The 23,165-nt window shown below is 64.4% G+C and carries 18 protein-coding genes; 9 read left to right on the top strand and 9 right to left on the bottom strand.

Features of this window, described 5'->3' with window-relative positions:
- Positions 1 to 74: 74 nt before the first annotated feature.
- The gene (locus HOY34_RS10125; protein WP_172362370.1) at positions 75 to 1,532 is read right to left on the bottom strand and encodes an aldehyde dehydrogenase family protein; all 1,458 of its coding nucleotides are present in this window, start codon (positions 1,530 to 1,532) and stop codon (positions 75 to 77) included.
- A gap of 196 nt (positions 1,533 to 1,728) precedes the next feature.
- Between HOY34_RS10125 and HOY34_RS10130 the strand changes: the two genes are divergently transcribed.
- Both HOY34_RS10130 and HOY34_RS10135 read left to right on the top strand, forming a co-directional pair.
- Positions 1,729 to 2,814, top strand: coding sequence for a substrate-binding domain-containing protein (locus HOY34_RS10130; RefSeq protein WP_172362372.1), 1,086 nt, complete (start codon positions 1,729 to 1,731; stop codon positions 2,812 to 2,814).
- Positions 2,815 to 3,103: 289 nt separating this feature from the next.
- A complete protein-coding gene (locus HOY34_RS10135; protein WP_172362374.1) occupies positions 3,104 to 4,750 on the top strand; it encodes a DUF4139 domain-containing protein in 1,647 nt (548 codons plus the stop codon).
- A 30-nt stretch (positions 4,751 to 4,780) separates the two neighbouring features.
- Here the strand turns inward: HOY34_RS10135 and mnmC2 are convergent, their stop codons facing one another.
- Positions 4,781 to 5,506 (bottom strand): tRNA (5-methylaminomethyl-2-thiouridine)(34)-methyltransferase MnmC2, encoded by a 726-nt coding sequence (mnmC2, locus tag HOY34_RS10140; protein ID WP_172362376.1) that lies wholly within the window; start codon positions 5,504 to 5,506, stop codon positions 4,781 to 4,783.
- A 52-nt stretch (positions 5,507 to 5,558) separates the two neighbouring features.
- On the opposite strand from mnmC2, the gene HOY34_RS10145 reads away from it, so the two are divergent.
- Positions 5,559 to 6,611, top strand: coding sequence for an NAD(P)/FAD-dependent oxidoreductase (locus tag HOY34_RS10145; RefSeq protein WP_253944362.1), 1,053 nt, complete (start codon positions 5,559 to 5,561; stop codon positions 6,609 to 6,611).
- 186 nt (positions 6,612 to 6,797) lie between these two features.
- On the top strand, positions 6,798 to 7,730 hold the full coding sequence (locus tag HOY34_RS10150) for a DMT family transporter (RefSeq protein WP_172362378.1): 933 nt from the start codon (positions 6,798 to 6,800) through the stop codon (positions 7,728 to 7,730).
- A gap of 108 nt (positions 7,731 to 7,838) precedes the next feature.
- Here the strand turns inward: HOY34_RS10150 and trpA are convergent, their stop codons facing one another.
- The 5 genes from trpA to fabA form a co-directional block, all read right to left on the bottom strand.
- Entirely contained in the window at positions 7,839 to 8,630 is a 792-nt protein-coding gene (gene trpA / locus HOY34_RS10155) for a tryptophan synthase subunit alpha (protein WP_172362456.1), read from the bottom strand.
- A 275-nt stretch (positions 8,631 to 8,905) separates the two neighbouring features.
- Complete coding sequence (locus tag HOY34_RS22310; protein ID WP_172362380.1) at positions 8,906 to 10,828, bottom strand: calcium-binding protein; 1,923 nt, start codon at positions 10,826 to 10,828, stop codon at positions 8,906 to 8,908.
- Between the two features lie 322 nt (positions 10,829 to 11,150).
- Positions 11,151 to 11,939 (bottom strand): enoyl-ACP reductase FabI, encoded by a 789-nt coding sequence (locus HOY34_RS10165; RefSeq protein WP_172362382.1) that lies wholly within the window; start codon positions 11,937 to 11,939, stop codon positions 11,151 to 11,153.
- Between the two features lie 26 nt (positions 11,940 to 11,965).
- Complete coding sequence (gene fabB / locus HOY34_RS10170; RefSeq protein WP_172362384.1) at positions 11,966 to 13,195, bottom strand: beta-ketoacyl-ACP synthase I; 1,230 nt, start codon at positions 13,193 to 13,195, stop codon at positions 11,966 to 11,968.
- Between the two features lie 24 nt (positions 13,196 to 13,219).
- On the bottom strand, positions 13,220 to 13,729 hold the full coding sequence (fabA, locus tag HOY34_RS10175) for a bifunctional 3-hydroxydecanoyl-ACP dehydratase/trans-2-decenoyl-ACP isomerase (RefSeq protein ID WP_172362386.1): 510 nt from the start codon (positions 13,727 to 13,729) through the stop codon (positions 13,220 to 13,222).
- 273 nt (positions 13,730 to 14,002) lie between these two features.
- Between fabA and irrA the strand changes: the two genes are divergently transcribed.
- Positions 14,003 to 14,443: an iron response transcriptional regulator IrrA gene (gene irrA / locus HOY34_RS10180; RefSeq protein WP_253944363.1), complete on the top strand. Its 441-nt coding sequence runs from the start codon at positions 14,003 to 14,005 to the stop codon at positions 14,441 to 14,443.
- A gap of 135 nt (positions 14,444 to 14,578) precedes the next feature.
- Here irrA and HOY34_RS10185 read toward each other — a convergent pair whose 3' ends face one another.
- On the bottom strand, positions 14,579 to 15,352 hold the full coding sequence (locus HOY34_RS10185) for a hydroxypyruvate isomerase family protein (protein WP_172362388.1): 774 nt from the start codon (positions 15,350 to 15,352) through the stop codon (positions 14,579 to 14,581).
- Between the two features lie 10 nt (positions 15,353 to 15,362).
- Entirely contained in the window at positions 15,363 to 15,965 is a 603-nt protein-coding gene (locus tag HOY34_RS10190) for a DUF1285 domain-containing protein (protein ID WP_172362390.1), read from the bottom strand.
- A gap of 334 nt (positions 15,966 to 16,299) precedes the next feature.
- Here HOY34_RS10190 and HOY34_RS10195 point away from each other — a divergent pair, with 334 nt between their 5' ends.
- Genes HOY34_RS10195 through HOY34_RS10210 form a run of 4 tightly spaced genes read left to right on the top strand, consistent with a single transcriptional unit; the run spans position 16,300 to position 23,144 of the window.
- On the top strand, positions 16,300 to 17,310 hold the full coding sequence (locus tag HOY34_RS10195; RefSeq protein ID WP_172362460.1) for an AAA family ATPase: 1,011 nt from the start codon (positions 16,300 to 16,302) through the stop codon (positions 17,308 to 17,310).
- The gene (locus HOY34_RS10200; protein ID WP_366926944.1) at positions 17,307 to 18,179 is read left to right on the top strand and encodes a DUF58 domain-containing protein; all 873 of its coding nucleotides are present in this window, start codon (positions 17,307 to 17,309) and stop codon (positions 18,177 to 18,179) included. The genes HOY34_RS10195 and HOY34_RS10200 overlap by 4 nt, the downstream gene beginning before the upstream one ends.
- On the top strand, positions 18,179 to 21,037 hold the full coding sequence (locus tag HOY34_RS10205; RefSeq protein ID WP_172362392.1) for a DUF4159 domain-containing protein: 2,859 nt from the start codon (positions 18,179 to 18,181) through the stop codon (positions 21,035 to 21,037). Before HOY34_RS10200 ends, HOY34_RS10205 begins: the two co-directional genes overlap by 1 nt.
- 13 nt (positions 21,038 to 21,050) lie before the next feature.
- Positions 21,051 to 23,144, top strand: a complete 2,094-nt coding sequence (locus tag HOY34_RS10210; RefSeq protein ID WP_172362394.1) for a hypothetical protein — start codon at positions 21,051 to 21,053, stop codon at positions 23,142 to 23,144.
- Positions 23,145 to 23,165: the final 21 nt, after the last annotated feature.

Consider the following 23,165-nt stretch of genomic DNA (forward strand, 5'->3'; position numbering starts at 1 on the left):
GGGGTCCGGGCGGGATGAAACCGCCAGGGCGGACCCCGAAGTCGGCCTCGGGAAAAGGCCTCAGGGAGTGCGGGTCAGGCGGGGCCGGTATTGATCCAGACCACCTTGGGTTCGGTGAAATTGTCGATGGCCTCTTCGCCATGTTCGCGGCCGAAACCGGAATCACGGGCGCCGCCCCAGGGCAGGCGGATATCGGTCGGCCCGTAGGTGTTCACCCAGACCGTGCCGGCCTTCAGCCTGCGAGTGAAGCGGTGGGCGCGGGTCATGTCGGCGGTCCAGACCCCGGCGGCCAGGCTATAGACGGTGCCATTCGCCAGACGCAGCGCATCGTCATCGTCTTTAAAGGGCACCACAGCCGCGACCGGGCCGAAGATTTCTTCCTGCGAGATCCGCATCTCATGGCGGACATTGGCGAAGACGGTCGGCTCGATGAAATAGCCCTGATCGCCGTGCCGCGCGCCGCCGGTGATCAGCTGCGCCCCTTCGGCGCGACCGATTTCGATATAGGTCAGGATGCGGTTCATCTGCACTTCGGAAACCACAGGCCCCATCGAGGTGCCCGCCTCCTGGGGATTGCCCAGCCGCATGCTTTTGGCGCGTGCTGCCAGCTTCCCGGCCACCTCATCATGGATCGATTCGTGAACCAGAATGCGTGATCCGGCCGAACAGACCTGCCCGGTATTGAAGAAAATCCCCGAGCCCGCCGCCCTGACCGCCGCATCAATATCGGCATCAGGAAAGATGATATTGGCGGATTTCCCGCCCAGCTCCAGCGTGACGCGTTTCAGGTTCCCCGCCGCACCCTGCAGGATCTGCCGCCCCACCACGGGTGATCCGGTAAAGGTCACCTTGTCGATATCGGGGTGGTCAACAATGGCCTGGCCCGCAACCTTGCCAAAGCCCGGCACCACATTCAGCACCCCCGGCGGCAGCCCGGCCTCAAGCGCCAGTTCACCCAGCCGGATCGCGGTCAGGGGCGTGATCTCGGCAGGCTTCAGCACCACCGTGCAACCACAGGCCAGGGCGGGCGCGATCTTCCACATGCCGATCATCAGCGGGAAATTCCACGGGATGATCGCGCCGACGACACCCAGCGGCTCACGCACAGTATAGGTCAGCGCGTCGGGGCGGGCAGGGGTAACGGTTCCGGTGATCTTATCGGCCCAGCCTGCATAATAGATCAGCGTGTCGATCACCGCAGGCAGATCCTGGCGGCGGATCGCGGAAACCGGCTTGCCGGAATCAAGGCTTTCCAGCTGGGTCAGCTCTTCGCTGTGTTGCCGGATCACTTCGGCGAAACGCAGAAGAAGCGCACCGCGATCTGCCGCCCGCATCGGGCCCCAGATCTCTTCAAAGGCCTGGCGGGCTGAGGCGACGGCCAGATCGACATCCGCGATCCCGGCCTCGGCCACATCGGCCAGATGGGCACCCGTTGCGGGGTTCAGCGTCTGGAACACGCGCCCCGACAGGGCCGGGCGCGCCTCGCCGCCGATCAGCAGCGGCCAGGTTTTGCCGGTTCTCTGGTCGAACATAGCTTCCTCCATGATATGCATCGAAGTTCATATATCTATCGGGGATGCCGCTCTCCTCCCGGCATTCCCTGATGAAACTATGCTTACCTGGATGAATAATTCTGGGAATATGATATGATTTGCATGAATCACTGTCCCGGGTCCGGAAGTCGCGTTCCGGTGTCAGACGTAAGATATATGAATAGAGGTGCATAAGATGGACAGATCGATCAGGGTCGAGATCGCGCCGGTCTGGGCCTTTCAGCGCAGCGATACGCCCGAGCGGCTGGAGATCACGCTTGGCCTGCTTTCTGACATCCGCAATACCGGCAAACTGTCCGAGGCGGCGGCGCGGGCGGGCATGTCCTATCGCCATGCCTGGAACCTGCTGATCCGCTGGTCGGATTTTTTCGGCACCGCGCTGGTCGAGCGCAGGCAGGGCAGCGGCACCAGCCTGACCCCTTTCGGTGACAAGCTGGTCTGGGCGGCTGAGCGGCTTGAGGCGCGGCTGCGCCCCTTGCTGCAAAACCTGGCGCAGGAACTGCAGACCGAGGTCAACCAGACCCTTGCCAGTGGCCGGCTTGAGCTGCGGGTCAGGGCCAGCCATGGATTTGCGGTGCCGAAACTGCGCGAGATCCTGGCGCGTGACGGCGAGTCCAGCGTCGATTTCCGCTATGTCTCGAACTCGAATTCCCTGGTCTCTATGGTTGAGAACAGCTGCGATCTGGCGGGGATGCATCTGCCCCAGGGCGAGCTGCGCGGCCGGATGCTGGCGATGATGCGCGGCTGGCTGGACCCGGATCAGCACCGGGTGATCTCTTTCGTGACCCGCGAGATGGGGCTGATCGTTGGCAAGGGCAATCCGCTGGGCATCACCCATTGCCAGGATCTGCTGCGCCCGGGCGTGCGTTTCGTCAATAGGGATCCGGATTCGGGCACCCGCATCCTGTTTGACCAGCTGCTGGCCCAGCATCAGGTGCAGGGGGCTGCGATCCAGGGCTACAGCCATTCCGAGTTCACCCATGCGGCGGTGGCGGCCTATGTGGCCTCGGGCTATGCCGATGTGGCCTTTGGCGTCGAGGCGGCGGCGCGGCAGTTCGGCCTGGATTTCGTGCCCGTGCTGACCGAGGATTACGTCTTCCTCTGTCACACCCGCATCCTGGATCACCCGGCGATGGGGCGGGTGCTTTCGGCCATGCGCGGGGCGGAATTTGCCCGCGCCATCTCGGGGCTGCCGGGCTACCGGGTCAAAGAGCCGGGCGTGGTGAAAACCATCCGCGAGATGTTTCGCAGCCGCGGATAAAGCAGCCCAGGAAGGACACACGAAACGAAGCCACAGAGCGAGACGACGGAAAGAGACCAACGAAAGAGACTGCGGAATATGGCCCCTTGGAATAAGGCCCCCGGAATATGGGCCCAGAAAAGAGACGCCGGAAAAGGGCCCGCGGAAACGCCCCGGCCAGGACCAGGCAAAAAGGCAGATCTGCTTTTGACGCAGCCCAGGCGGAAATCCATGGGCCGGGTTTTCCGACCTTGTTGCTTTGCGGGGCCGCGTCATAATCCCGGCATAACCAATGAACCGGAGTTGCCCCATGCGTGCCGCCCTTGCCGCCCTGCTGGTTACCACAGCCCTGCCGGCCTTTGCCGATACGATCACCGCAACCAGCACGATCACCGATGTCACTGTCTATCCTCAGGGGGCGAAGGTCACCCGTGAGGTGCGTTTTGAAAGCCCCTCAGCCGGGGTGCATGAGCTTTTGGTGACCGATCTGCCGCAATATACCGAGGCGCGTTCCATGCGGGTGATCGGCGCCGATGGCGTGACGACAGGCGCGTTTTCGCTGCGGGATGACCGCCTGCCGCCGCGCCCGGAGACCCTTAGCCCGGCGCAAACCGAAGCCAAAGCAGCGGTTGATGCCGCCCGCGCCGATCTGCGTGAGGCGAATGCCCAGGTGGAAGAGGTGCAGTCGCGCATCGGTGCCGCGAATGCCCGCATGGCCTATCTGGCCTCGATCAGCGGTCAGCCCGGCGAGAATGCCAGCGTCGAAAGCCTGCGCGATTTCGCAAAGGTGATTGGCGAGGAAACGCTGGCCGCCTCGCGTGAGGCGGCGCAGGCCCGCAAGGATCTCTGGCCCGTCCAGGAGGCGCTGGAGGCCGCGCAAAAACGCGTGAATGAGGCCGAGGCTACTCTGGCAGCCTTGCCCGGGCCGGATCAGAACTATACCGCGCTGGTGGCCGCGCTTGAGACCGGATCGGCGGGTGAGAAGGTGATCACCATCAGCCATTTCGTCGATCAGGCGGGCTGGCGGCCCTTCTACGATCTGCACCTGAACCGCAAGGACCGCGAAAACCTGCAGATCGAGCGCTCTGTCCTCGTCACCCAATACAGTGGCGAAGACTGGAGCGGGGTCTCCCTGACGCTGTCCTCGTCGCGCCCGTCCGAGCAGGCCTCGCCCTCGCATCTGTGGCCCGTGCCGCGCCGGATCGTCTCGGCTGATGAGCTGGCGAAGAAAGAGGCCCGCTCACGCGAGGCCTATGCCGATATGCCCGCAGCCGAGGTGATGATGGCGGCAGGCGCCCCGGAACCCGGCCCCGCGCCGATTTCTGCCGTAGCCGGGCTTGAGGGCGATACCGTGGTCTATGCCTATCCGCGCAAGGTCGATATTGCGACCGGGGTCGAGGATCTGCGCCTTAGCCTGGACCGGATCGGGGCCGAGGCTGAGATCCGCGCTGTGGCGGTGCCCGCGCGTGATCGCACCGCCTTTGTGATGGCGAAGTTCACCAATGGCTCGGGCGAGCCGCTCTTGCCGGGTGAGGCGCTTTTGTACCGCGAGGGCGTGCTGGTTGGCGGCTATAACCTGGCGCTGACTGCTGCCGGGGCCGAGGCCGAGATCCCGTTTGGCGCGATTGACGGGCTGGTGCTGCGCCGTGACATGCCGCAGCGCGATTCCGGGCAGACCGGGGTTTTCACCACCTCGAACCAGCAAAGCGAGACCGCGATCCTGCGCATCGAGAACCTGACGGGCGAAAGCTGGCCGGTCGAGGTGATCGACCAGGTGCCCTATTCGGAACAGGCCGATCTGAAGATTGCGACCGAGATCTCGCCCCGGCCCACCCGCACCGATCCCGACGGGCAGCGCGGCCTGCTGGCCTGGGATTTTGAGCTGGAGCCGGGCAAGATCCAGGAGATCTCGCTGGGCTATACGCTCAGCTGGCCCAGCGGGATGGTGCTGCAATAAGCCAGCCAGCAGGGCAGGAAGATCCGGCGCTTAGCTAAGGAAGCCCGCAGACATATGCCGCTTGCCCGCGAAACCGGGCAGGCGGCGCACGACAAAACCCGCCCCCGCCAGCGCCCGGCGCACATGGCCTGCGGCGGTATAAGTGGCGAAACTGCCGCCCCTGGCGGTGTGATGGGCAACCTCTCCCATCAGGGCCTCGCCCCACATCTCGGGGTTTTTCGCAGGCGAGAAGCCGTCGAGGAACCAGGCATCCGCCCGCCCGCGCCAGGCAGGCAGCGTGTCGCGCACATCGCCGGCGATCAGCGTGACATCAATCCCCGGCAGCTGAAACTCCTGCAGGCCCGCCCGCATCGCATCCAGAAGCGGCGCCGCAATCGCATGGGCCTGGGGGAAATGGCGCAGCGCCCGCTCCATATCGTCGGGCTGCATCGGGAAAGCCTCAAAACTGGTGTAGCGCAGTTGGCCCTGACCTGCCCCCTGACCTGCCCCCCGAGCCGCCCCCTGACCCGCCTCCTGCCAGGCCAGTGCCAGCGTCAGCAGGTTCAGCCCGGTGCCAAAGCCCAGCTCGGCCACGTGAAAGCCGTCCTGCAGCCGGGCAGGCAGGTCGTTTCCGGCCAGAAACACATGGCGCGTCTCTTCCAGCCCGCCTTTCAGGCTGAAATAAGGGTCGTCAAAGCGGGTGGCGACAGGTATCGCGCCCTCAAGCCAGCTGAGGCTGGCATGTTCTGGAAGATCGGGGCGGGGCGTTTCGGGCATGGGTCACATCCGGCCTGGTTGGCTGCCCCCTCCATGCGGCAGTGAGGGCACGATGGCAAGTATGGGCGGGACGGCGGTCGATGTCACGGTCAGAGGGGCGGGGATCTTCGGCCTTTCCACCGCCTGGGCGCTGGTGAGGCGCGGCGCGGCGGTGCGGGTGATCGAGACGCGGTCGATCGGGGCAGGGGCCTCGGGCGGGATCGTGGGGGCGCTGGCCCCGCATGCGCCGGAAAAATGGAACCCGATGAAGGCGTTTCAGTTTCAAAGCCTGACCATGGCCGCGTCCTGGTGGGAAGATGTGCAGCGCCAGGGCGGGCTGGACCCGCTTTATGCCCGCAGCGGCCGGGTGCAGGCGGTGGCCGACGCGCCCGCACTTTTGCTGGCGCAGGAACGGGCAGAGGCGGCCAGAACGCTGTGGCAGGGCCAGGCCGAATGGCAGCTGGTGGCGGCCAGTGGTGACAGGAATGAACCCCATGCGCCCGGCGGCTGTCTGATCCGCGACAGCCTGACCGCAAGGATTGCCCCGCGTGCGGCTTGCGCGTCACTGGTGGCGGCGCTGCAGGCCAGGGGGGCAGAGATTGTGATCGGCGAGGCCCCGGATGAGGGCCAGGTCGTGCATGCAACCGGGGTCGATGGGCTGCAGACCCTGTCCGAGGCCTTCGGGCAAAAGCTGGGCGGCGGTGTCAAAGGGCAGGCGGTCTTGCTGGATTATGACGCCCGCCACGCCCCCCAGGTCTATGCGCCGGGCCTGCATATCGTGTTTCACGGCGATGGCACCACGGCCATCGGCTCGACCAGCGAATCGACCTGGGACGCGCCTGGCCCCGATGCCCAATGCGACGCGCTGCTGGCCGGGGCCATCCGCGTCCTGCCCGCGCTTGCCGATGCCCCGTTGCTGGAGCGATGGGCCGGGATCCGGCCCAGGGCAAAGAGCCGCTCGCCGCTGGTTGGGCCATGGCCGGGCCGGCCGGGGCATTTCCTGGCCAATGGCGGCTTTAAAACCGGCTTTGGCATGGCGCCGCTTTGTGCCGAACTGCTGGCGCAGCTGATCCTGGAGGGGGCCGCCCCGCTGCCGCCCGCCTTCCTGCCCGAGGCGCTGATCTGAGCGCGAAAGCCGCTGCGGCCTGGGCTCGCTGTGCCCGTGTTATAACCCTGTGTCATATACCCTGTGCCACAAACCCTCTGTGGCCCAATGCCTTGCCGACAATGCCTTGCTCCCAATGCCTTGCCCCCAATGTCTTGCTCCTTGCGCCCGGTCATGCTCTGAACAGGCAAAGCCAGGAGAGTTCCCATGCGCCCCTTGCGCGGTATCGCCTATAAAATCGGCTCGGTCCTGATCTTCATTCTGATGTCAGCGCTGATCAAAACCACATCCGGGCGGGTGCCGGGCGGCGAGGCGGTGTTCTTCCGCTCATTCTTTGCGATCCCGGTGATCGTGGCCTGGCTGGCGCTGCGCGGCGAGTTGCGCACCGGCTTTTATACCGCCAATCCGATGGGCCATGTCTGGCGCGGCTTTGCGGGGACGATGGCGATGGGCCTGGGCTTTGCGGGCCTGGCCTATCTGCCCTTCCCCGAGGTCACCGCCATCGGCTATGCCGCGCCTTTGCTGACGGTGGTCTTTGCCGCGATGTTCCTGGGCGAGGATGTGCGGCTTTTCCGCATTGCCATGGTGCTGACCGGGCTGATCGGCGTGCTGATCGTGATCGCGCCCCGTCTCAGCGTGCTGCAGGGCGTTGAGGGGGCGGCAGGCGGCGGCCATGCCCAGGCCTTTGGCGCAAGCCTTGTGCTTTGCGGCGCGGTTTTTGCGGCGCTGGCCCAGGTCTTTATCCGCAAGCTGGTGGCCACCGAGAAAACCGCGACAATCGTCTTCTGGTTCTCGGTGACGGCGACGGGCCTGTCGCTTTTCACCATTCCCTTTGGCTGGGTCTGGCCGACGCCCGTTGAAGCCGCGACGCTGATCGCCGCCGGGCTGTTGGGGGGCGTGGGGCAGATCCTGCTGACCTCGGCCTACCGCGAGGCCGATGCCTCGGTGGTGGCCCCTTTCGACTATGCCTCGATGATCTTCGCGCTGGCGATTGGCTGGTTCGTCTTTGCCGAGGTGCCAACCCGGACCATGCTGGGTGGCGCGGTTCTGATCATCTTCGCGGGCATGATGATCATCTGGCGCGAGCGCAGGCTGGGTCTGGAACGCGCCCGCCAGCGCAAGGCCATGAGCCCACAATAAGCCCGCGCAGAGATGAAAAAAGGGGCCGCAGCCTTCGCTACAGCCCCCTTATATGATCGCAATGTAACGCGGATCCGCCCGATCAGGCCGCCCGATCAGGCCGCCCGATCAGGCCGAATGCGCACCGGCGGCCAGGGCTGCCACCTGCGCCAGGATCTCAGCGGTATCGCGCTTTTCACCAACGCTTTTCACAATGGCCGAGCCGACCACGCAGCCATCGGCGACCCCGGCAATCGCCTTCGCCGATTCGGGCGTCGAGATGCCAAAGCCGACGATCACCGGCAGATCGGTCTTTGCCTTGATCCGGGCCACCTCGGGCGCGACATCGGCCGCCTCGGCGGCAGCGCCCCCGGTGATCCCGGTGATCGAGACGTAATAGACAAAGCCCGAGGTGTTTTGCAGCACCTTTGGCAGGCGGCGGTCATCGGTGGTGGGGGTGGCAAGGCGGATAAAGTTCAGCCCCGCCTTTTGCGCCGGAATGCACAGCTCTTCATCTTCTTCGGGCGGCAGATCGACGACGATCAGCCCGTCGATCCCGGCCTCGGACGCGTCCTTCAGGAAGCGGTCAACGCCATGGGAATAGATCGGATTGTAATAGCCCATCATCACGATGGGGGTGGACTGGTCGCCCTCACGGAAGGCCCGCGCCATGGACAGCACGCGCTGCAGCGTCATGCCCGCCTCAAGCGCCCGCTGGCCTGCGGCCTGAATGGTCGGACCATCGGCCATCGGATCGGTGAAGGGCATGCCCAGCTCGATGATATCGACGCCCGCACCCGGCAGGCCCTTCATCAGCGCAAGCGAGGTTGCCTCATCCGGGTCGCCCGCCATGATGTAAGAGACGAAAGCCTTTTTCCCCTCGGCCCGCAGCCGTGCGAATGCCTTGTCGATCCGTGTCATCAGCGTCTCTCCCGTCCCCGTCATCACGCGCAGTCCCGGGTCAGGCCCCAGGCTTTGTAAACGGTTTGCCGAAGCTGGGATGGAAAGGCAATGGGCCAGGAGGGCAGAAATGGCGCGCTCAGGGCGGGCAGGGGCAGCGGGATGGAAAAAACGCGCAGGGATGCGGCACCTGCGCGTTGTGTTCGCCAGTCGTGACCGCAGCGGCGGCCTGGCCGCTGCAGTTGTTTGCAGGTTAAAGCCGCCCCGATCACAGCACCAGGATCACAGAACCCGGATCACAGAACCAGGAAATCCGAGGCCGTGATGGTCGGCGCACCGCTGAGCGTGGCGAAATGCACCGCAGCCGCGCCGCCCGCCCCATCGGCATCATAAAACAACCGGCCCGTGGGCTTGTCGTAAAGGATGCGATGCTCTGCAGTGGTGGCGGTCAGGCTATTGGCAAAGGCCGAAGCCGCCAGCGTGCCAAGTTCAAGCGAGGCAAAGACCTGGCTGACCAGCAGGATCGTATCATCCGCCGCGTTGAAGCCGTCAATTCGGTCGACATTGGCGGCAACCAGCGGCGCGGAGAAGCGGAAGGTATCCATTCCGTCACCGCCATTGAGGATATCCTGCCCCAGCCCGCCATCCAGCGTATCATTGCCCGAGCGCCCGTGCAGATTGTCGTTCCCGGCCCCGCCGATCAGCTGATTGTGCTGCGCATCGCCATTCAGCGTATCTGCGAAATTGCTGCCGATAATCGTCTCAATGGAAGAGAACGTATCGCCCGCCGCATTCTGGGTATTGGTTGCGGGCAGCAGCATATCAACGCGCAACCCGGTTGTTGCCTGCGAATAATCAACCACATCACGCCCGTCGCCGCCGAAGAACTGATCCGCCCCGGCACTGCCGAACATCGTATCATTGCCCGTGCCGCCATAAAGCGTATCAGCGCCGCCACCGCCATAAATCCGGTCATCGCCTGCGCCGCCGTAAATCGCATTGGCTGCGGTATTGCCAAGCAGGAAATCATCAAAATCAGAGCCAATCAGCCCCTCGATATTGCTGTAGGTATCACCGGCAGCTTCGCCAGTGTTTGAAGAGGGGGATGCAAGAGACGCAAAAACCCAATCCGAGGCAGTCTGATAAGAGGCGAAATCAAAGCCCGCATCACCAAACAGCTGATCTGCGCCAAGGCCGCCAATCAATGTGTCATCACCGGCGCCGCCATAAATTCTGTCATTGCCGCCACGGCCGTCGATAATGTCATTGCCGGCGGCACCCGCCATGATATTGGCGATATTATTGCCACCCAGCACATCATCGAACTGGCTGCCATAAAGGTTCTCGATTGAGACATAGACATCGCCCGCCGCATATCCCGTATTAAGCGACGGATTAAGCAGATCGGCAACAACCCCGGTAACGGCATCGCTGTACAGGACATAATCATTGCCATCGCCACCATGCAGCGTATCGGCCCCGTCGCCGCCGATCAGCGTGTCATCGCCCTCCTGGCCGACCAGGCTGTCATTCCCGCCATGGCCAAGAATGCGGTCATTTCCGGCCCGTCCGGCAAAGGTATTGTCGCCTTCATCGCCCGTCAGCGTGTCATTATGGGCTGAACCGATCAGCCCCTCGATGCTGTCGAAAACATCGCCCGCCGCCTCTCCGGTATTTTGCGAGGGCTCTGTCAGCGAGACGACCACGCCCGATGCGGCAAATTCATAAGAGGCCGAGTCGATGCCGTCGCCGCCCTGCAGCGTGTCTGCGCCAATGCCGCCAAACAGCGTGTCATTGCCGCCGCCACCATGCAGCGCATCATTGCCGCCCAATCCGAAAAGGCGATCATTGAAATCAGACCCAATGACGATATCGGTATGCGCATTGCCCCGATAGGTGATCTGGGTGTCATAGATCGCTACGCTGAAAGTGCCGGTCGGGGCCGACCAGGCCTCATAATCATCAACCCAGTATTGGCCGTTATAAACCGTGTTTGCGTCAAGATAAAAAGACGCATTAAGGTAGAGATATGGATCATGGGCATCCATATGGCTGTAATGTTCATTCATGAAAATCAGGTTGATCGAGCCCGAATAATAATAGGGGTCTCCAAAACCTTCGGTCTGTGACCAGTCGAGATACAGGTTGATCTCATATCCGTCATTGGTGAACGTCAGAATGTCGAAATAAACCGGGGCAGAGAAACTGGCAGTCGGCATGAGAGACCTCGTTACTTGGCAAAATAGAACAGGTGGGAAAGGGTGGCGAATATGCGTCTGTTCAGGGGCAGACGGATATCGGTCCCTGTAGGCGGCCTGAATGGCTGTCTGGCTGGCCAGGTTTTATGGTCGGACTTTGCGGTGACTTTGGTTCACAGACAAGTGATATTTTCATGCAGTCCGGCCCATCTGTTCCAAAGCTGCGACAGGTGCCTTTGACTGCAGCTTTGACGGGCGCAGTGATAAAGACAGCCCGCGCAGACGGGGCTGCGCGGGCTGTTTTGGGGGTCAGGGGCATAATCTGCCCCGCTGTCAGCTGATCTCAGAGATTGTCCGACTGCGGAAAGCCCAGGATATGGAAGCCGCCATCGACATGGATCGTCTCGCCGGTGGTCGCACGACCGTAATCCGAGCAAAGCCAGACCGCCGTGCCGCCGATGGTTTCCAGCGTGGCATTGGCGCGCAGGGGCGCGTTTTCCTCGGTATGACGGAAGGTCGCCCGCGCCCCGCCGATCGCCGACCCGGCCAGCGTTTTCATCGGGCCGGGGCTGATTGCGTTCACCCGCACGCCTTGCGGGCCCAGGTCGTTCGCCAGATAGCGCGTCGCCGATTCCAGCGCCGCCTTGGCCACGCCCATCACGTTGTAATTCGGCGCGATCCGGGTAGAGCCCTGGAAGGTCAGGGTGATCAGGCTGCCGCCCTCGGGCATCAGCTCGGCGGCGCGGCGTGCCACGTCGATAAAGCTGTAGCACGAGATATTCATCGAATTGAGGAAGTTCGCGCGGCTGGTATTGGTGAACCGCCCGGTCAGCTCATTCTTGTCGGAATAGGCGATGGCGTGGATCACGAAATCCAGGCTGCCCCACCGCTCTTTCAGGGTGGCGAAACAGGCGTCCAGCGAGGCCTCATCCGTCACATCGGCATCGACCAGAATGTCTGACCCGACCGAGGCCGCCAGTGGTTGCAGACGTTTGCCAAAAGCCTCTCCCTGATAGGAAAAGGCCAGCTCTGCGCCTTCGGCGGCCAGCGCCGAGGCGATGCCCCAGGCGATAGAGCGTTCATTCGCAACCCCCATCACGAGGCCGCGTTTACCCTGCATCAGTCCGGCCATCGCGCCGCCCCCTTCGCGTCTTTAGGTTACCCGAGATATTTACTCATTACCAGGGTGGCATTGGTGCCGCCAAAACCGAAACTGTTCGACAATACGCCGTCAATCTCAACATTCTCACGAAGGCTGGTGACGATTTCGCCGGGCAGCAGCTCGGGGTCGGGCGTTTCCACATTGGCCGAGGCCGCGATAAAGCCCTTGTTCATCATGATCAGCGAATAGATCGCCTCATGCACCCCGGTCGCGCCCAGGCTATGGCCGGTCAGCGATTTGGTCGAGGCCACGGGCGGCGTCTTGCCCTCACCAAAGACGCGGCGGATCGCCTTCATCTCGGTGATATCGCCCACACCCGTCGAGGTGCCGTGGCTGTTCAGATAGTCGATCCGGCGGCCCTGGGGCAGGGTGGAAAGCGCCAGTTTCATCGAGCGCTCGCCGCCTTCGCCCGAAGGGGCCACCATGTCATAGCCGTCCGAGGTCGCGCCATAGCCGGTGACTTCGCCGTAGATCTTCGCGCCACGCGCCAGCGCATGGTTCAGCTCTTCCAGCACCACCAGACCGCCGCCGCCTGCGATCACAAACCCGTCGCGGTTGGCGTCATAGGTGCGCGATGCGCGCTCGGGCGTGTCGTTGTATTTCGACGACATCGCGCCCATCGCATCGAACAGACACGACAGCGTCCAGTCGAGTTCTTCGCCGCCGCCGGCGAAAACGATGTCCTGCTTGCCCATCTGGATCAGCTCTGCGCCATTGCCGATGCAATGCGCCGAGGTCGAGCAGGCCGAGGTGATCGAATAGTTCACGCCCTTGATTTTAAAGGGTGTCGCCAGACAGGCCGAGGTCGTCGAGGACATGCCCTTGGTCACGCCAAACGGACCGATCCGCTTGGGGCTGCCGGTTTCCGCGACGATGTTATGCGCCTTGAAGAACGACTTGGTCGAGGGGCCGCCGGATCCGACGATGATCCCGGTGCGCTCATTCGAGATGTCGCTTTCTTCCAGGCCGCTGTCTTTGATCGCCTGCTGCATGGCGATGTAGTTATAGGCCGCGCCATCGCCCATGAAACGCAGATCGCGTTTGTCGATATGGTCTTCGAACGTGATGTTCGGCTGACCATGCACCCGCGAGCGGAAGCCGCGCTCGGCATAGTCAGGGGCGAAAACGATGCCGGATTTCCCGGCACGCAGGCTGGCTTCGACCTCGGCCACATCATTGCCGATAGGAGAGACGATGCCGAGGCCCGTGATGACAACGCGACGCATAGGGGTATAGTCCTTAGCTGGAGATCAGGAGGCCGAGAGGGCCACCTTCATGTCTTTCACCAGATAGATGGTCTCGCCATCCGCCTCGACGCGGCCATCCGCCACGCCCATGGTCAGGCGACGGGTCTGCACCGCCTTGGTGAAATCGACGTAATAACGAAGCATCTTGCGCTCGGGGCGCACCATGCCGGTGAGTTTGACTTCGCCGACGCCAAGCGCGTAGCCGCGCCCTTCCCAGCCGCGCCAGCCCAGATTGAAGCCGGTCAGCTGCCACAGACCATCAAGGCCAAGGCAGCCCGGCATGATCGGGTTGCCGGGGAAGTGGCAGGCGAAGAACCACAGATCGGGGTTGATATCGAACTCGGCCACCACATGACCCTTGCCATGTTCGCCGCCATCCTCTGAAATCTCAGTGATGCGGTCCATCATCAGCATGGGCGGCTCTGGCAGCTGGGCATTTCCGGGGCCGAAAAGCTCGCCTCTTGCGCAGGCAAGCAGGTCTTCGCGGTCGAATTTGTTCGGATAGCGCCCCATAGTCTCCCCATTCTGTCTTTTGTATCTCTGCTTTCCTCTAACAGAGGCGGCAAACATAGGGCAAGGGTGCAGCGTCTGTTAGGGGCTGCGTGGCCGATATGGCGCAAATTGCGGTTTTTAATTGAATCCCTGGCGGCTGGCATCCTATATTCACGAAAGCAACGCCCGGATGACAGTGGGCTGCATTGCCATGAGCTGCCTGTTCGCGTGTTTGTGAGGGGCGCAGCTCCTGGCAAAGCGGCCCGAGCGCAAGGGGGCAGGAGCGGGATGGATATGGCTCAGACGGCAGAAATGGGTGCGCCTGATCGCGCGACGGAACGTGCGACCGAATGGTTGCAACGCGGCGGCTTGCGCCCGACGCGCCAGCGGATTGCGCTGGCCAGCCTGCTGGTGGGCGATGGTGAAGACCGCCATGTCACCGCCGAAAGCCTGTTCGAGATGGCAGGATGCGCCCAGGAAAAAGTAAGTCTGGCAACGGTTTACAACACTTTGCGCGCCTTTTGCGATGCGGGCCTCGTGAATGAGATCGTGGTCGATGGCGCCCGCAGCTATTTCGACACCCGCATCGACGATCATCCGCATTTCTATTGGGAAGACAGCGCGATCCTGACCGACGCCCCCAAAGAAGAGCTGGAACTGGCCCGCATCCCAACCCCGCCCAAAGGCACCGAGGTCAGCCGCGTCGATGTGGTGATCCGCCTGCGCCGCAGCTGAGCCTTGCCGTGATCGGGCGTCCCTTGGGGGGCGGCCTGACCAGGGATTGACAACACAGAGATTGATAGCACGGGGCGCGATAACCGGGGCGCTATAATAGGGAGGGGCGTTTGCCCGGCCCCTATCAGCCCCCGATCAGCCCCCGATCAGCGCCCCGCGTGATTTCAGCGCAGTCAGCCAGAACAACCCCTGGGCCGTGCCACGCGCCGGGCGATATTCGGCGCCGATCCAGACATTTTCCAGCTGATCCACCTGATCGCAGAGATCGGGCAGCGAAAACCCACCGCCGCCAGGCTCATTTCGGGCCGGAAAGCCCGCGATCTGCACATGGCGCACGCGCGTCCGGTGGTCGGCCCAGACCTGGGCTGCATCGCCATGCAGCCTTGCGGCATGCCAGATATCGAATTGCAGGCCGATCTTCGGATTGGCCAGATCATCAATGATCCGCGCCGCCTGGTCGTAATCATTGAGGAAATAGCCCGGCATGTCGTCGGGGTTCAGCGGCTCAAGCACCAGGGTCAGATCGGGGGCCTGCTCGGCCGCCCAGGCCAGATTGGCGGTCAGCGTCGCCTCAGCCTGGGGGCCACGCGCCACGCCCGACATCACATGCACACAGGGCACTTTCAGCCGCGTCGCGTAATCGGCGGCATGCAGGAAACCGTCGCGGAAGATCTGCTCATCGCCCGGTCGGGCCGCAAAACCGCGATCCCCCGAGGCCCAGTCGCCCGGCGGCGTATTGATCAGCGCCAGCGGCAGATCGCCAAGCGCACGCTCCCATTCGGCGACGGGATGGTCATAGGGGAACAGCACCTCAACCCCGTCAAACCCGGTGCGCCGCGCCCAGTCGGGGCGATCAAGCATCGGAACTTCGGTGAAGAGCAGTGTCAGATTGGCGGCGAATAGGGGCATAGAGGGGATATCAGGCCAGTTCTGCAGATCGCATGACGGGGAAAAACTGCCCCGATGACCAGAGGCCGAACCAGCTATCCCCCTGATGTGGGGCATGGCAACCAAAATCCACCAGCCGGAAGAAGGTTTTGCGATCAATCCTGGCCCAAAGCGCCCCGTCGGCCGTGCCGCGCACCAGCACAGAGGGCGCAGGCTCGCCGGTTTCGGGCTGAAAGGCGATGCGGATCGGGTGGTCCGGCCCAATGCAAACCGTGTCGCCTGTTTTGGTGTGGAGGGTCAGAATCTGCGCCTCGCCCTGGCCCGCGTTTTCAACATCGATGGCATGAAGGGGCAAATCCTCGACGGTGATTCCCACTTTCTCGACCGGGGTCACCAGGAAATACCTGTCGCCCTCGCGCTTCAGAATCGATGAGAAAAGCCGCACCAGCGGTTCGCGCCCGATGGGGCTGCCAAGGTAAAACCACGTCCCGTCACGCGCGATCCGCATATCCAGATCGCCGCAGAATGGCGGGTTCCACAGGTGAACGGGGGGGGCAGATCCCTTTTTCGTCGCCGCAGAGGCTGCCGCCGCCAGCCCTTCCGCTGAGAGTTTCCTGTCGTTTTGCGCGTCCATCTTTCACACCCAATCTGTGATCCACTGTCCAATGTCGGCCCGTAAAGCACAAGAGGATGCGCGCCTGACCAATTTCGGATGCCTCCGGCGGGGATATTTAAGGACAGATGAATGGTCCTCCTCAATTTTCATCTGTCCTCAAATATCCCGGGGGTGAGCGGCTTTGCCGCGAGGGGGCTGGCCCCCTTTGCCCGACCGGCAAGTGGCGAAACCTCGCATTCTCTCACGATCATTTGTGTCAAGTCGTCTTTTGGCATTTGTGGTTCGCCGCTCTTTTCGATCTAATGTCCAGGCTGAACATATATGTGCGAAACAGATGGAGCGCGTGATGACCCTGGCCCCCGCAGCAGATGTGGCATTGGTAAGCGAGATCGAGGGGCTGGGAGAAAAGCTGTCTGCCGCGAAATCCTCAATCGAGCAGCGCTTTATCGGCCAGGAGAAAGTGGTCGAGCTGGTGCTTTCGGCGATGCTTTGCGGGGGCCACGCGCTGCTGGTTGGTCTGCCGGGCCTTGGCAAGACGCGGCTGGTGGACACGCTGGGCACGGTGATGGGGCTGAACTCCAGCCGCATCCAGTTCACCCCCGATCTGATGCCCGCCGATATCCTCGGCTCTGAGGTGCTTGAGACGGCCGCCGATGGCAGCCGGGCGTTTCGCTTCCTTGAAGGGCCGATCTTCTGCCAGCTTCTGCTGGCCGATGAGATCAACCGCGCAAGCCCCCGTACCCAGTCGGCGCTTTTGCAGGCCATGCAGGAAAAAGAGGTCACCATCGCCGGGCAGCACCGGGCGCTTGGCCGTCCCTTCCATGTGCTGGCGACTCAGAACCCGATTGAACAGGAGGGCACCTATCCGCTGCCCGAGGCGCAGCTTGACCGTTTCCTCGTGCAGGTTGATGTCGATTACCCGACCCGCGCCGTCGAGCGTGACATCGTGCTGGCGACCACCGGCGCCAATGAGGCGGCGGCGGTGCAGGTCTTTGACACCGAACAGCTGATCCATGCGCAATCGGTGATCCGCCGCATGCCGGTGGGCGATAAGGTGGTCGATGCGATTCTCGACCTTGTCCGCGCCTGCCGCCCTGGCGAGCCTGAGGGCCGCGATCTGAAAGACAGCCTTGCCTGGGGGCCGGGGCCGCGCGCGGCGCAGGCGCTGATGCTGACGGTGCGGGCGCGCGCTCTGCTGCAGGGCCGCCTTGCCCCCTCGACTGAGGATGTGGCGGCGCTGGCCCAGGCCACGCTGACCCACCGGATGGCGCTTTCCTTTGCCGCCCGCGCCCGGGGCGAGACGCTGCAAAGCGTGATCGCCCGCACCGCGACCCGCGTTCTGGGGTTTGAGGCGGCTGCGTGAGCCTTCATCTGCAAAATGAGGCCGAGGCGCTTGGCCAGTCTTTGCCGCCCCTGCTGGCCGAGGCTGAGATGCTGGCCGCGACGGTCATGCTGGGCGAACATGGTCGCAGGCGGGCAGGCGCGGGGGATGAGTTCTGGCAATATCGCCCCGCCCATCAGGGCGATCCGGCGCGGGCGATTGACTGGCGCCGCTCGGGGCGATCTGACGGGCATTTCATCCGCGAACGCGAATGGCAGGCGGCGCAATCGGTAACGCTCTGGGTCGATCCGGCCAAAAGCATGAGTTTCACCGGCGGCAAAGACCGTGCGCCCAAGGGCGAGCGGGCGCGACTGCTGGCCCTGGCCCTGGCGGTGCTGTTGTTGCGCGGCGGCGAGCGGGTTGGCCTTGCCGGGCTGGCGCAGCCCCGCGCCGGGCGCAGCCAGGTCGTGCGGCTGGCCGCGCGGCTGGCGGGCGACGAGGGCGATGATGCGGGGGATTACGGTGCGCCCCAGACCGAGGGCATGGTCAGCCATGGTCGCGCGGTTTTCATATCTGACTTTCTCGGCCCGCTGGATGCGGTTGAGGCCGCGCTGACCCGGGCCGCTGATCGCGGTGTTCGGGGCGTTCTTTTGCAGGTGCTGGACCCGGCCGAGGAAGAATTTCCCTTTGACGGCCGCGTCGTCTTCGAATCGATGACCGGGGCGCTGCGCCATGAAACCCAGCAGGCGGGCGAATTGCGCAGCCGCTATCTGGCGCGCCTGGCCGAACGGCGCGACCGTCTGACCGGCCTTGCCCGCGCTGTCGGCTGGCAGTTTTCAACCCATCACACCGGCGGCCCGGCGCAGTCGGCGCTTTTGTGGCTTTACCGCGCGCTGGAGGGCGGGCGCTGATGTTTATGATTGGCCCGATTGGCTTTCTGACGCCCTGGATCCTCTGGGGCCTGGTGATTCTGCCGCTGCTTTGGTTCCTGCTGCGGGCCGTGCCGCCCGCCCCGATCCGCCGCCGCTTTCCCGGCGTCGCGCTGCTTTTGGGCCTGACCGATGAGGATGCTGAAACCGACCGCACGCCCTGGTGGCTTTTGCTGCTGCGCATGCTGGCGGTGGCGGCGGCGATCATCGGTTTTGCCGGCCCGGTGCTGAACCCAGAGCCGAAACAGGCGGGCAATGCGCCTTTGCTGATCGTGCTGGATGGCGGCTGGGCCGAGGCCCGTGACTGGCCGCGCCGCGTTGAGCGGGCCGGGATGGTCCTTGAAGAGGCCGGGCGCGACGGGCGCGTGGTGGCGGTGGTGCGGCTGACCGATCAGCCGCAGGAAATCACCTTCCGCGCCGCCAGCGACTGGCAGGGCCGCCTGGCCGTGATCGAGCCCAGCCCCTGGCTGCCGCAAAACCTGGAGGCCTGGGTCGACCGTTTCCCGGCTGAAAACTTCGACACGCTCTGGCTGTCGGACGGGCTGGCGCATCCGGGCCGCGACATGCTGGCCGGGCTTTTCGCCGACAAAGGCCAGCTGACGGTGATCGAGGGCGATGCCCCGGTCGTAGGCCTGCATCCGGTTGCCTTTGATGAGGGCGCGGTGGTCGTCTCGGCCTCGCGGCTTGTGGGGCAGGGGGGCGAAGCCTCGCTTGAGGTGGTCGGGCGTGGCCCTGACCCCTCGGGGATCGAGCGTGAACTGGCCCGTGCCACGATTGAATTTACCGGCGATGAGGCCCGTGCCGAGGTGAAGATGGATCTGCCGCCAGAGCTGCGCAACCGGGTGACGCGTTTTGAGATTGCGGGCCTGCGCTCGGCCGGGGCGGTGACGCTGACCGATGACAGCCTGAAGCGGCGCAAGGTGGCGCTGATCACCGCAGGCCCCCAGGCCGAGGGGCTGCAGCTGCTGTCGCCCCTGCATTATCTGCGCCAGGCGCTGGCCCCGGTTGCCGATCTGATCGAGGCCCCGATCCTGACCGCCTTGCCCGCCAGCCCCGATGCGGTGGTGCTGGCCGATGTAGCGCGGCTGACCGCGCCGGAAGAGGCCGCTTTGGTGGAATGGGTGGAAAAGGGCGGGCTGTTGCTGCGTTTTGCCGGGCCGCGGCTCGCGGCCTCAGACGTCAGCCGCTATGAAGAGGATCCGCTGATGCCGGTCCGCCTGCGCGAAGGTGGCCGCGCCCTGGGCGGTGCCATGAGCTGGGGGGATGCGAAAAAGCTGGCTCCCTTCCCTGAGGGCAGCCCCTTCTTTGGCCTGGCGCTGCCCGATGATGTGCAGATCGCCGAACAGGTGCTGGCCCAGCCCGACCCCGAACTTGGCACCCGCACGATTGCCGCGCTGGATGATGGCACGCCGCTGGTGACGCGCAAATTCATCGGCGAGGGTCAGGTGGTGCTGATCCATGTCACCGCCAATGCGGAATGGTCGACCCTGCCGCTGTCGGGCCTGTTTGTGCAGATGCTGGAACGGCTGGCAATCTCGACCCGGCCCGCGCAGCCCGGTGCGCGTGAGCTGGCAGGCCAGATCTGGGTGCCCGAGGTGACGCTGAACGCCTGGGGCGAAGAGCGTGACGCGGGCGAGGTGGCGGGCGTGCCCGGCGAAGAGCTGGCCGATGCGATGACCGCAGGGCCCGGCCCCGCCCATCCGCCCGGCCTTTACGCCGGGGCAGATCGGCGCGTGGCGCTGAATGTGCTGGGGGCTGAGGCCAGTTTCGCGGCGGCTGAGTGGCCTGCGTCTGCGCAGATCGAGGGGCTTGCGCTGATGCCAGAGCAATCTTTGAAAGGCGGCTTCCTGTCTGCTGCGCTGATCGCGCTGCTGGTCGATATCCTGGCCGCGCTTTGGCTGGGTGGGCGGCTGCGCAGGCTGGGCCGTGGGGTGGCCGTGCTGGCGGTTGCCATGCTGGCCGCGCTGGCAGCCCCGCAGGCGCAGGCGCAGGATGCCACCGGGCAGCAGGGTGCGGGTCAGCAGGGGGCGGGGCAGCAGGAAACGGCGCAGCAAGGCAGCACCGCTGCGGGCCCGCAGCCGGGTGATGATTTCGCCATCCGCGCCACCAATGGCGTCACCCTCGCCTTTGTGAAAACCGGGGATCCGCAGATCGACGAGATCTCGGACTATGGTCTGCGCGGCCTGGGCGACACGCTTTGGCAGCGCACCTCGATTGAGCCCGAACCCCCGATCGGCATCGACCTTGAGACCGACGAGCTGGCGTTCTTCCCCTTCATCTACTGGCCGATCACCGCTGATGCGCCGCTGCCCTCGGATGCGGCCTATGTGAAACTGAACCAGTTTCTGCGCACCGGCGGCATGATCCTTTTCGACACCCGTGATGCCAATGTGGCCTCGGTGGGGGGCGGCTCGTCCGAGGGGCAGGCGCTGCAGCGCATCGCGGCGGGCCTTGATATTCCCGCGCTGGAGCCGATCCCCGAGGATCACGTCCTGACCCGCACCTTCTATCTGCTGCAGACCTTCCCGGGCCGCTGGGCCGAGGGCACGATCTGGGTTGAAGCCGCGCCTGCCGATGCCGCCCAGGCCGAGGGCGTGCCGTTTCGCAACCTTAATGACGGGGTGACGCCGGTGGTGATCGGCGGCAATGACTGGGCTGCGGCCTGGGCCGCCGATGAAAACGGCGTGACCCTGCTGCCGGTCGGCCGGGGCGCGGCGGGCGATCAGCAACGCGAGATCGCCAGGCGCTTTGGCGTCAATCTGATCATGCATGTGCTGACCGGAAATTATAAATCCGACCAGGTCCATGTGCCCGCATTGCTGGACAGGCTGGGACAATGAAGAGGGTGTCGCAATGAACGCGCGTCTGGTTTTCGACCCGCTGCTGCCCTGGCCTGTGCTTTGGGTGCTGGCGGGGGTGGTGCTGTTCATGCTGGCGCTGGCCCTGTGGCGTGGCCTTCCGGGCTGGCTGTTGCGCGGGCTTGGCCTTGCGGCGCTGCTGGCGGCGCTGGCCGGGCCGGGCCTGCAAAATGAGGATCGCAACAACCTGTCCGACATCGTGATCGTGCTGGTTGATGACAGCGCAAGCCAGGGGCTTGGCGCGCGCCGCGATCAGACCGCCCGCGCCCTGGCACGTATCGAGGCCCAGGTCGCGGCGATGGAAAACACCGAGCTGCGCGTCAGACATGTCGCAGACGGCGCTGACAATACCGGCACGCTGGCGATGACCGCTATGGCCGAGGCGCTGGCCGAAGAGCCCCGCGCCCGGGTGGCGGGCGTGATCATGATCTCGGATGGCCGCGTCCATGACCTTGAGATGCGCCCCGATCTGCCCGCGCCTTTCCACCTTTTGCTGACCGGGGCCGAGGCCGACTGGGACCGCCGCCTCGTGGTGAAAAACGCGCCCGCCTTTGCGATCATCGGCGAGGAATTCAAGCTGACCCTGATGATCGAGGATCAGGGCCGGATGCCCGCCGATGCGCCCGATTACATCGACCTGACCATCGCCGTCGATGCCGATCCGCCGCAGACCTACTCGGTCCCGGTTGGCGAAGAGCTGGAGCTGCCGGTGACGCTGTCGCATGGCGGGCTGAATGTGCTGCAGTTCCAGATCGCCGCCTCGGATGGCGAGCTGACCGATCGCAACAATGCGGCGGTGGTGCAGATCAACGGCGTGCGCGACCGTCTGCGGGTGCTGCTGGTCTCGGGCGAGCCCCATGCCGGCGAGAGGGTCTGGCGCAACCTGCTGAAGTCAGACGCCAGCGTCGATCTGGTGCATTTCACCATTCTGCGCCCGCCCGAAAAGCATGACGGCGTCCCGGTCGAAGAGCTGTCGCTGATCGCCTTCCCGACGCGCGAGCTGTTTATCGACAAGGTCGATGAGTTCGATCTGATCATCTTTGACCGCTACCGGATGCGGGGCATCATGCCGATGTCCTATATTGAAAACATTGTGCGCTATGTCCGCGAAGGGGGCACGGTCCTGGTGGCCTCGGGGCCGGAATTTGGCGCGGTTGACAGCCTTTACCGCTCGCCGCTGGCCGAGGTTCTTCCCGTCGCGCCGACCTCTTTGGTTAATGAGGGGGGCTTTCGCCCGAAGATCACCGAACTGGGGCAGCGCCATCCGGTGACCGAGGGGCTGGAGCGTTTCGCCCCCCCTGGCGAGAATGGCGAGCCGGGCTGGGGCCGCTGGTTCCGGATCATGGATGTCGAGAAGATTTCCGGCCAGACGGTGATGGAGGGGCCGAATTCTGCGCCGCTTCTGGTGCTGGACCGGGTGGGCGAGGGGCGGATCGCCGTTCTGACCTCGGATCATGCCTGGCTTTGGGGGCGCGGCTATGAAGGCGGCGGCCCGCAGCTGGAGCTGCTGAAACGCCTGGCGCATTGGATGCTGAAAGAGCCCGATCTTGAGGAAGAGGCCCTGACCGCCACCGCCAAAGGCAATCAGCTGACGCTGACGCGGCGCACCATTTCCGAAGACCCGCCAGAGCCGCTGGTGGTCACCACCCCGGCAGGCGAGCAGATCCTTCTGGACATGGCCCGCATCAGTGCCGGCAAATACCAGGTGGTCTGGGAGGCCCCTGCCGCCGGGCTTTACCGTCTGCAACAGGGCGATCTGACACGGATGATCGGCGTCGGCCCTGCCAGCCCGAAGGAATTTGAGGAAACCATCGCCTCGGGCGCGGATCTGCTGGCGCCAAAAGGGGCGGCGGCGGGGGCCTATGGCTCTTTGACCCGGCTGGAATCTGGCCTGCCAGATCTGCGTCAGGTGGCCGAGGGGCGTCCGGTGACCGGGCGCGGCTGGATCGGGCTGACCCCGCGTGAGGCCTGGGTCACGACCGAGGTGCGGCAGGCGGCTTTGCTGCCGGGCTGGGCCTGGCTGATCCTGGCGGCAGGGCTGACCATTGCCGCCTGGCTGATCGAGGGGCGGCGCGGCGCGAAACGCTGAAACGGGGTTTCGGACTGGTGG

It is taken from the genome of Pseudogemmobacter hezensis, assembly GCF_013155295.1.
GTDB classification, from domain to species: domain Bacteria; phylum Pseudomonadota; class Alphaproteobacteria; order Rhodobacterales; family Rhodobacteraceae; genus Pseudogemmobacter; species Pseudogemmobacter hezensis.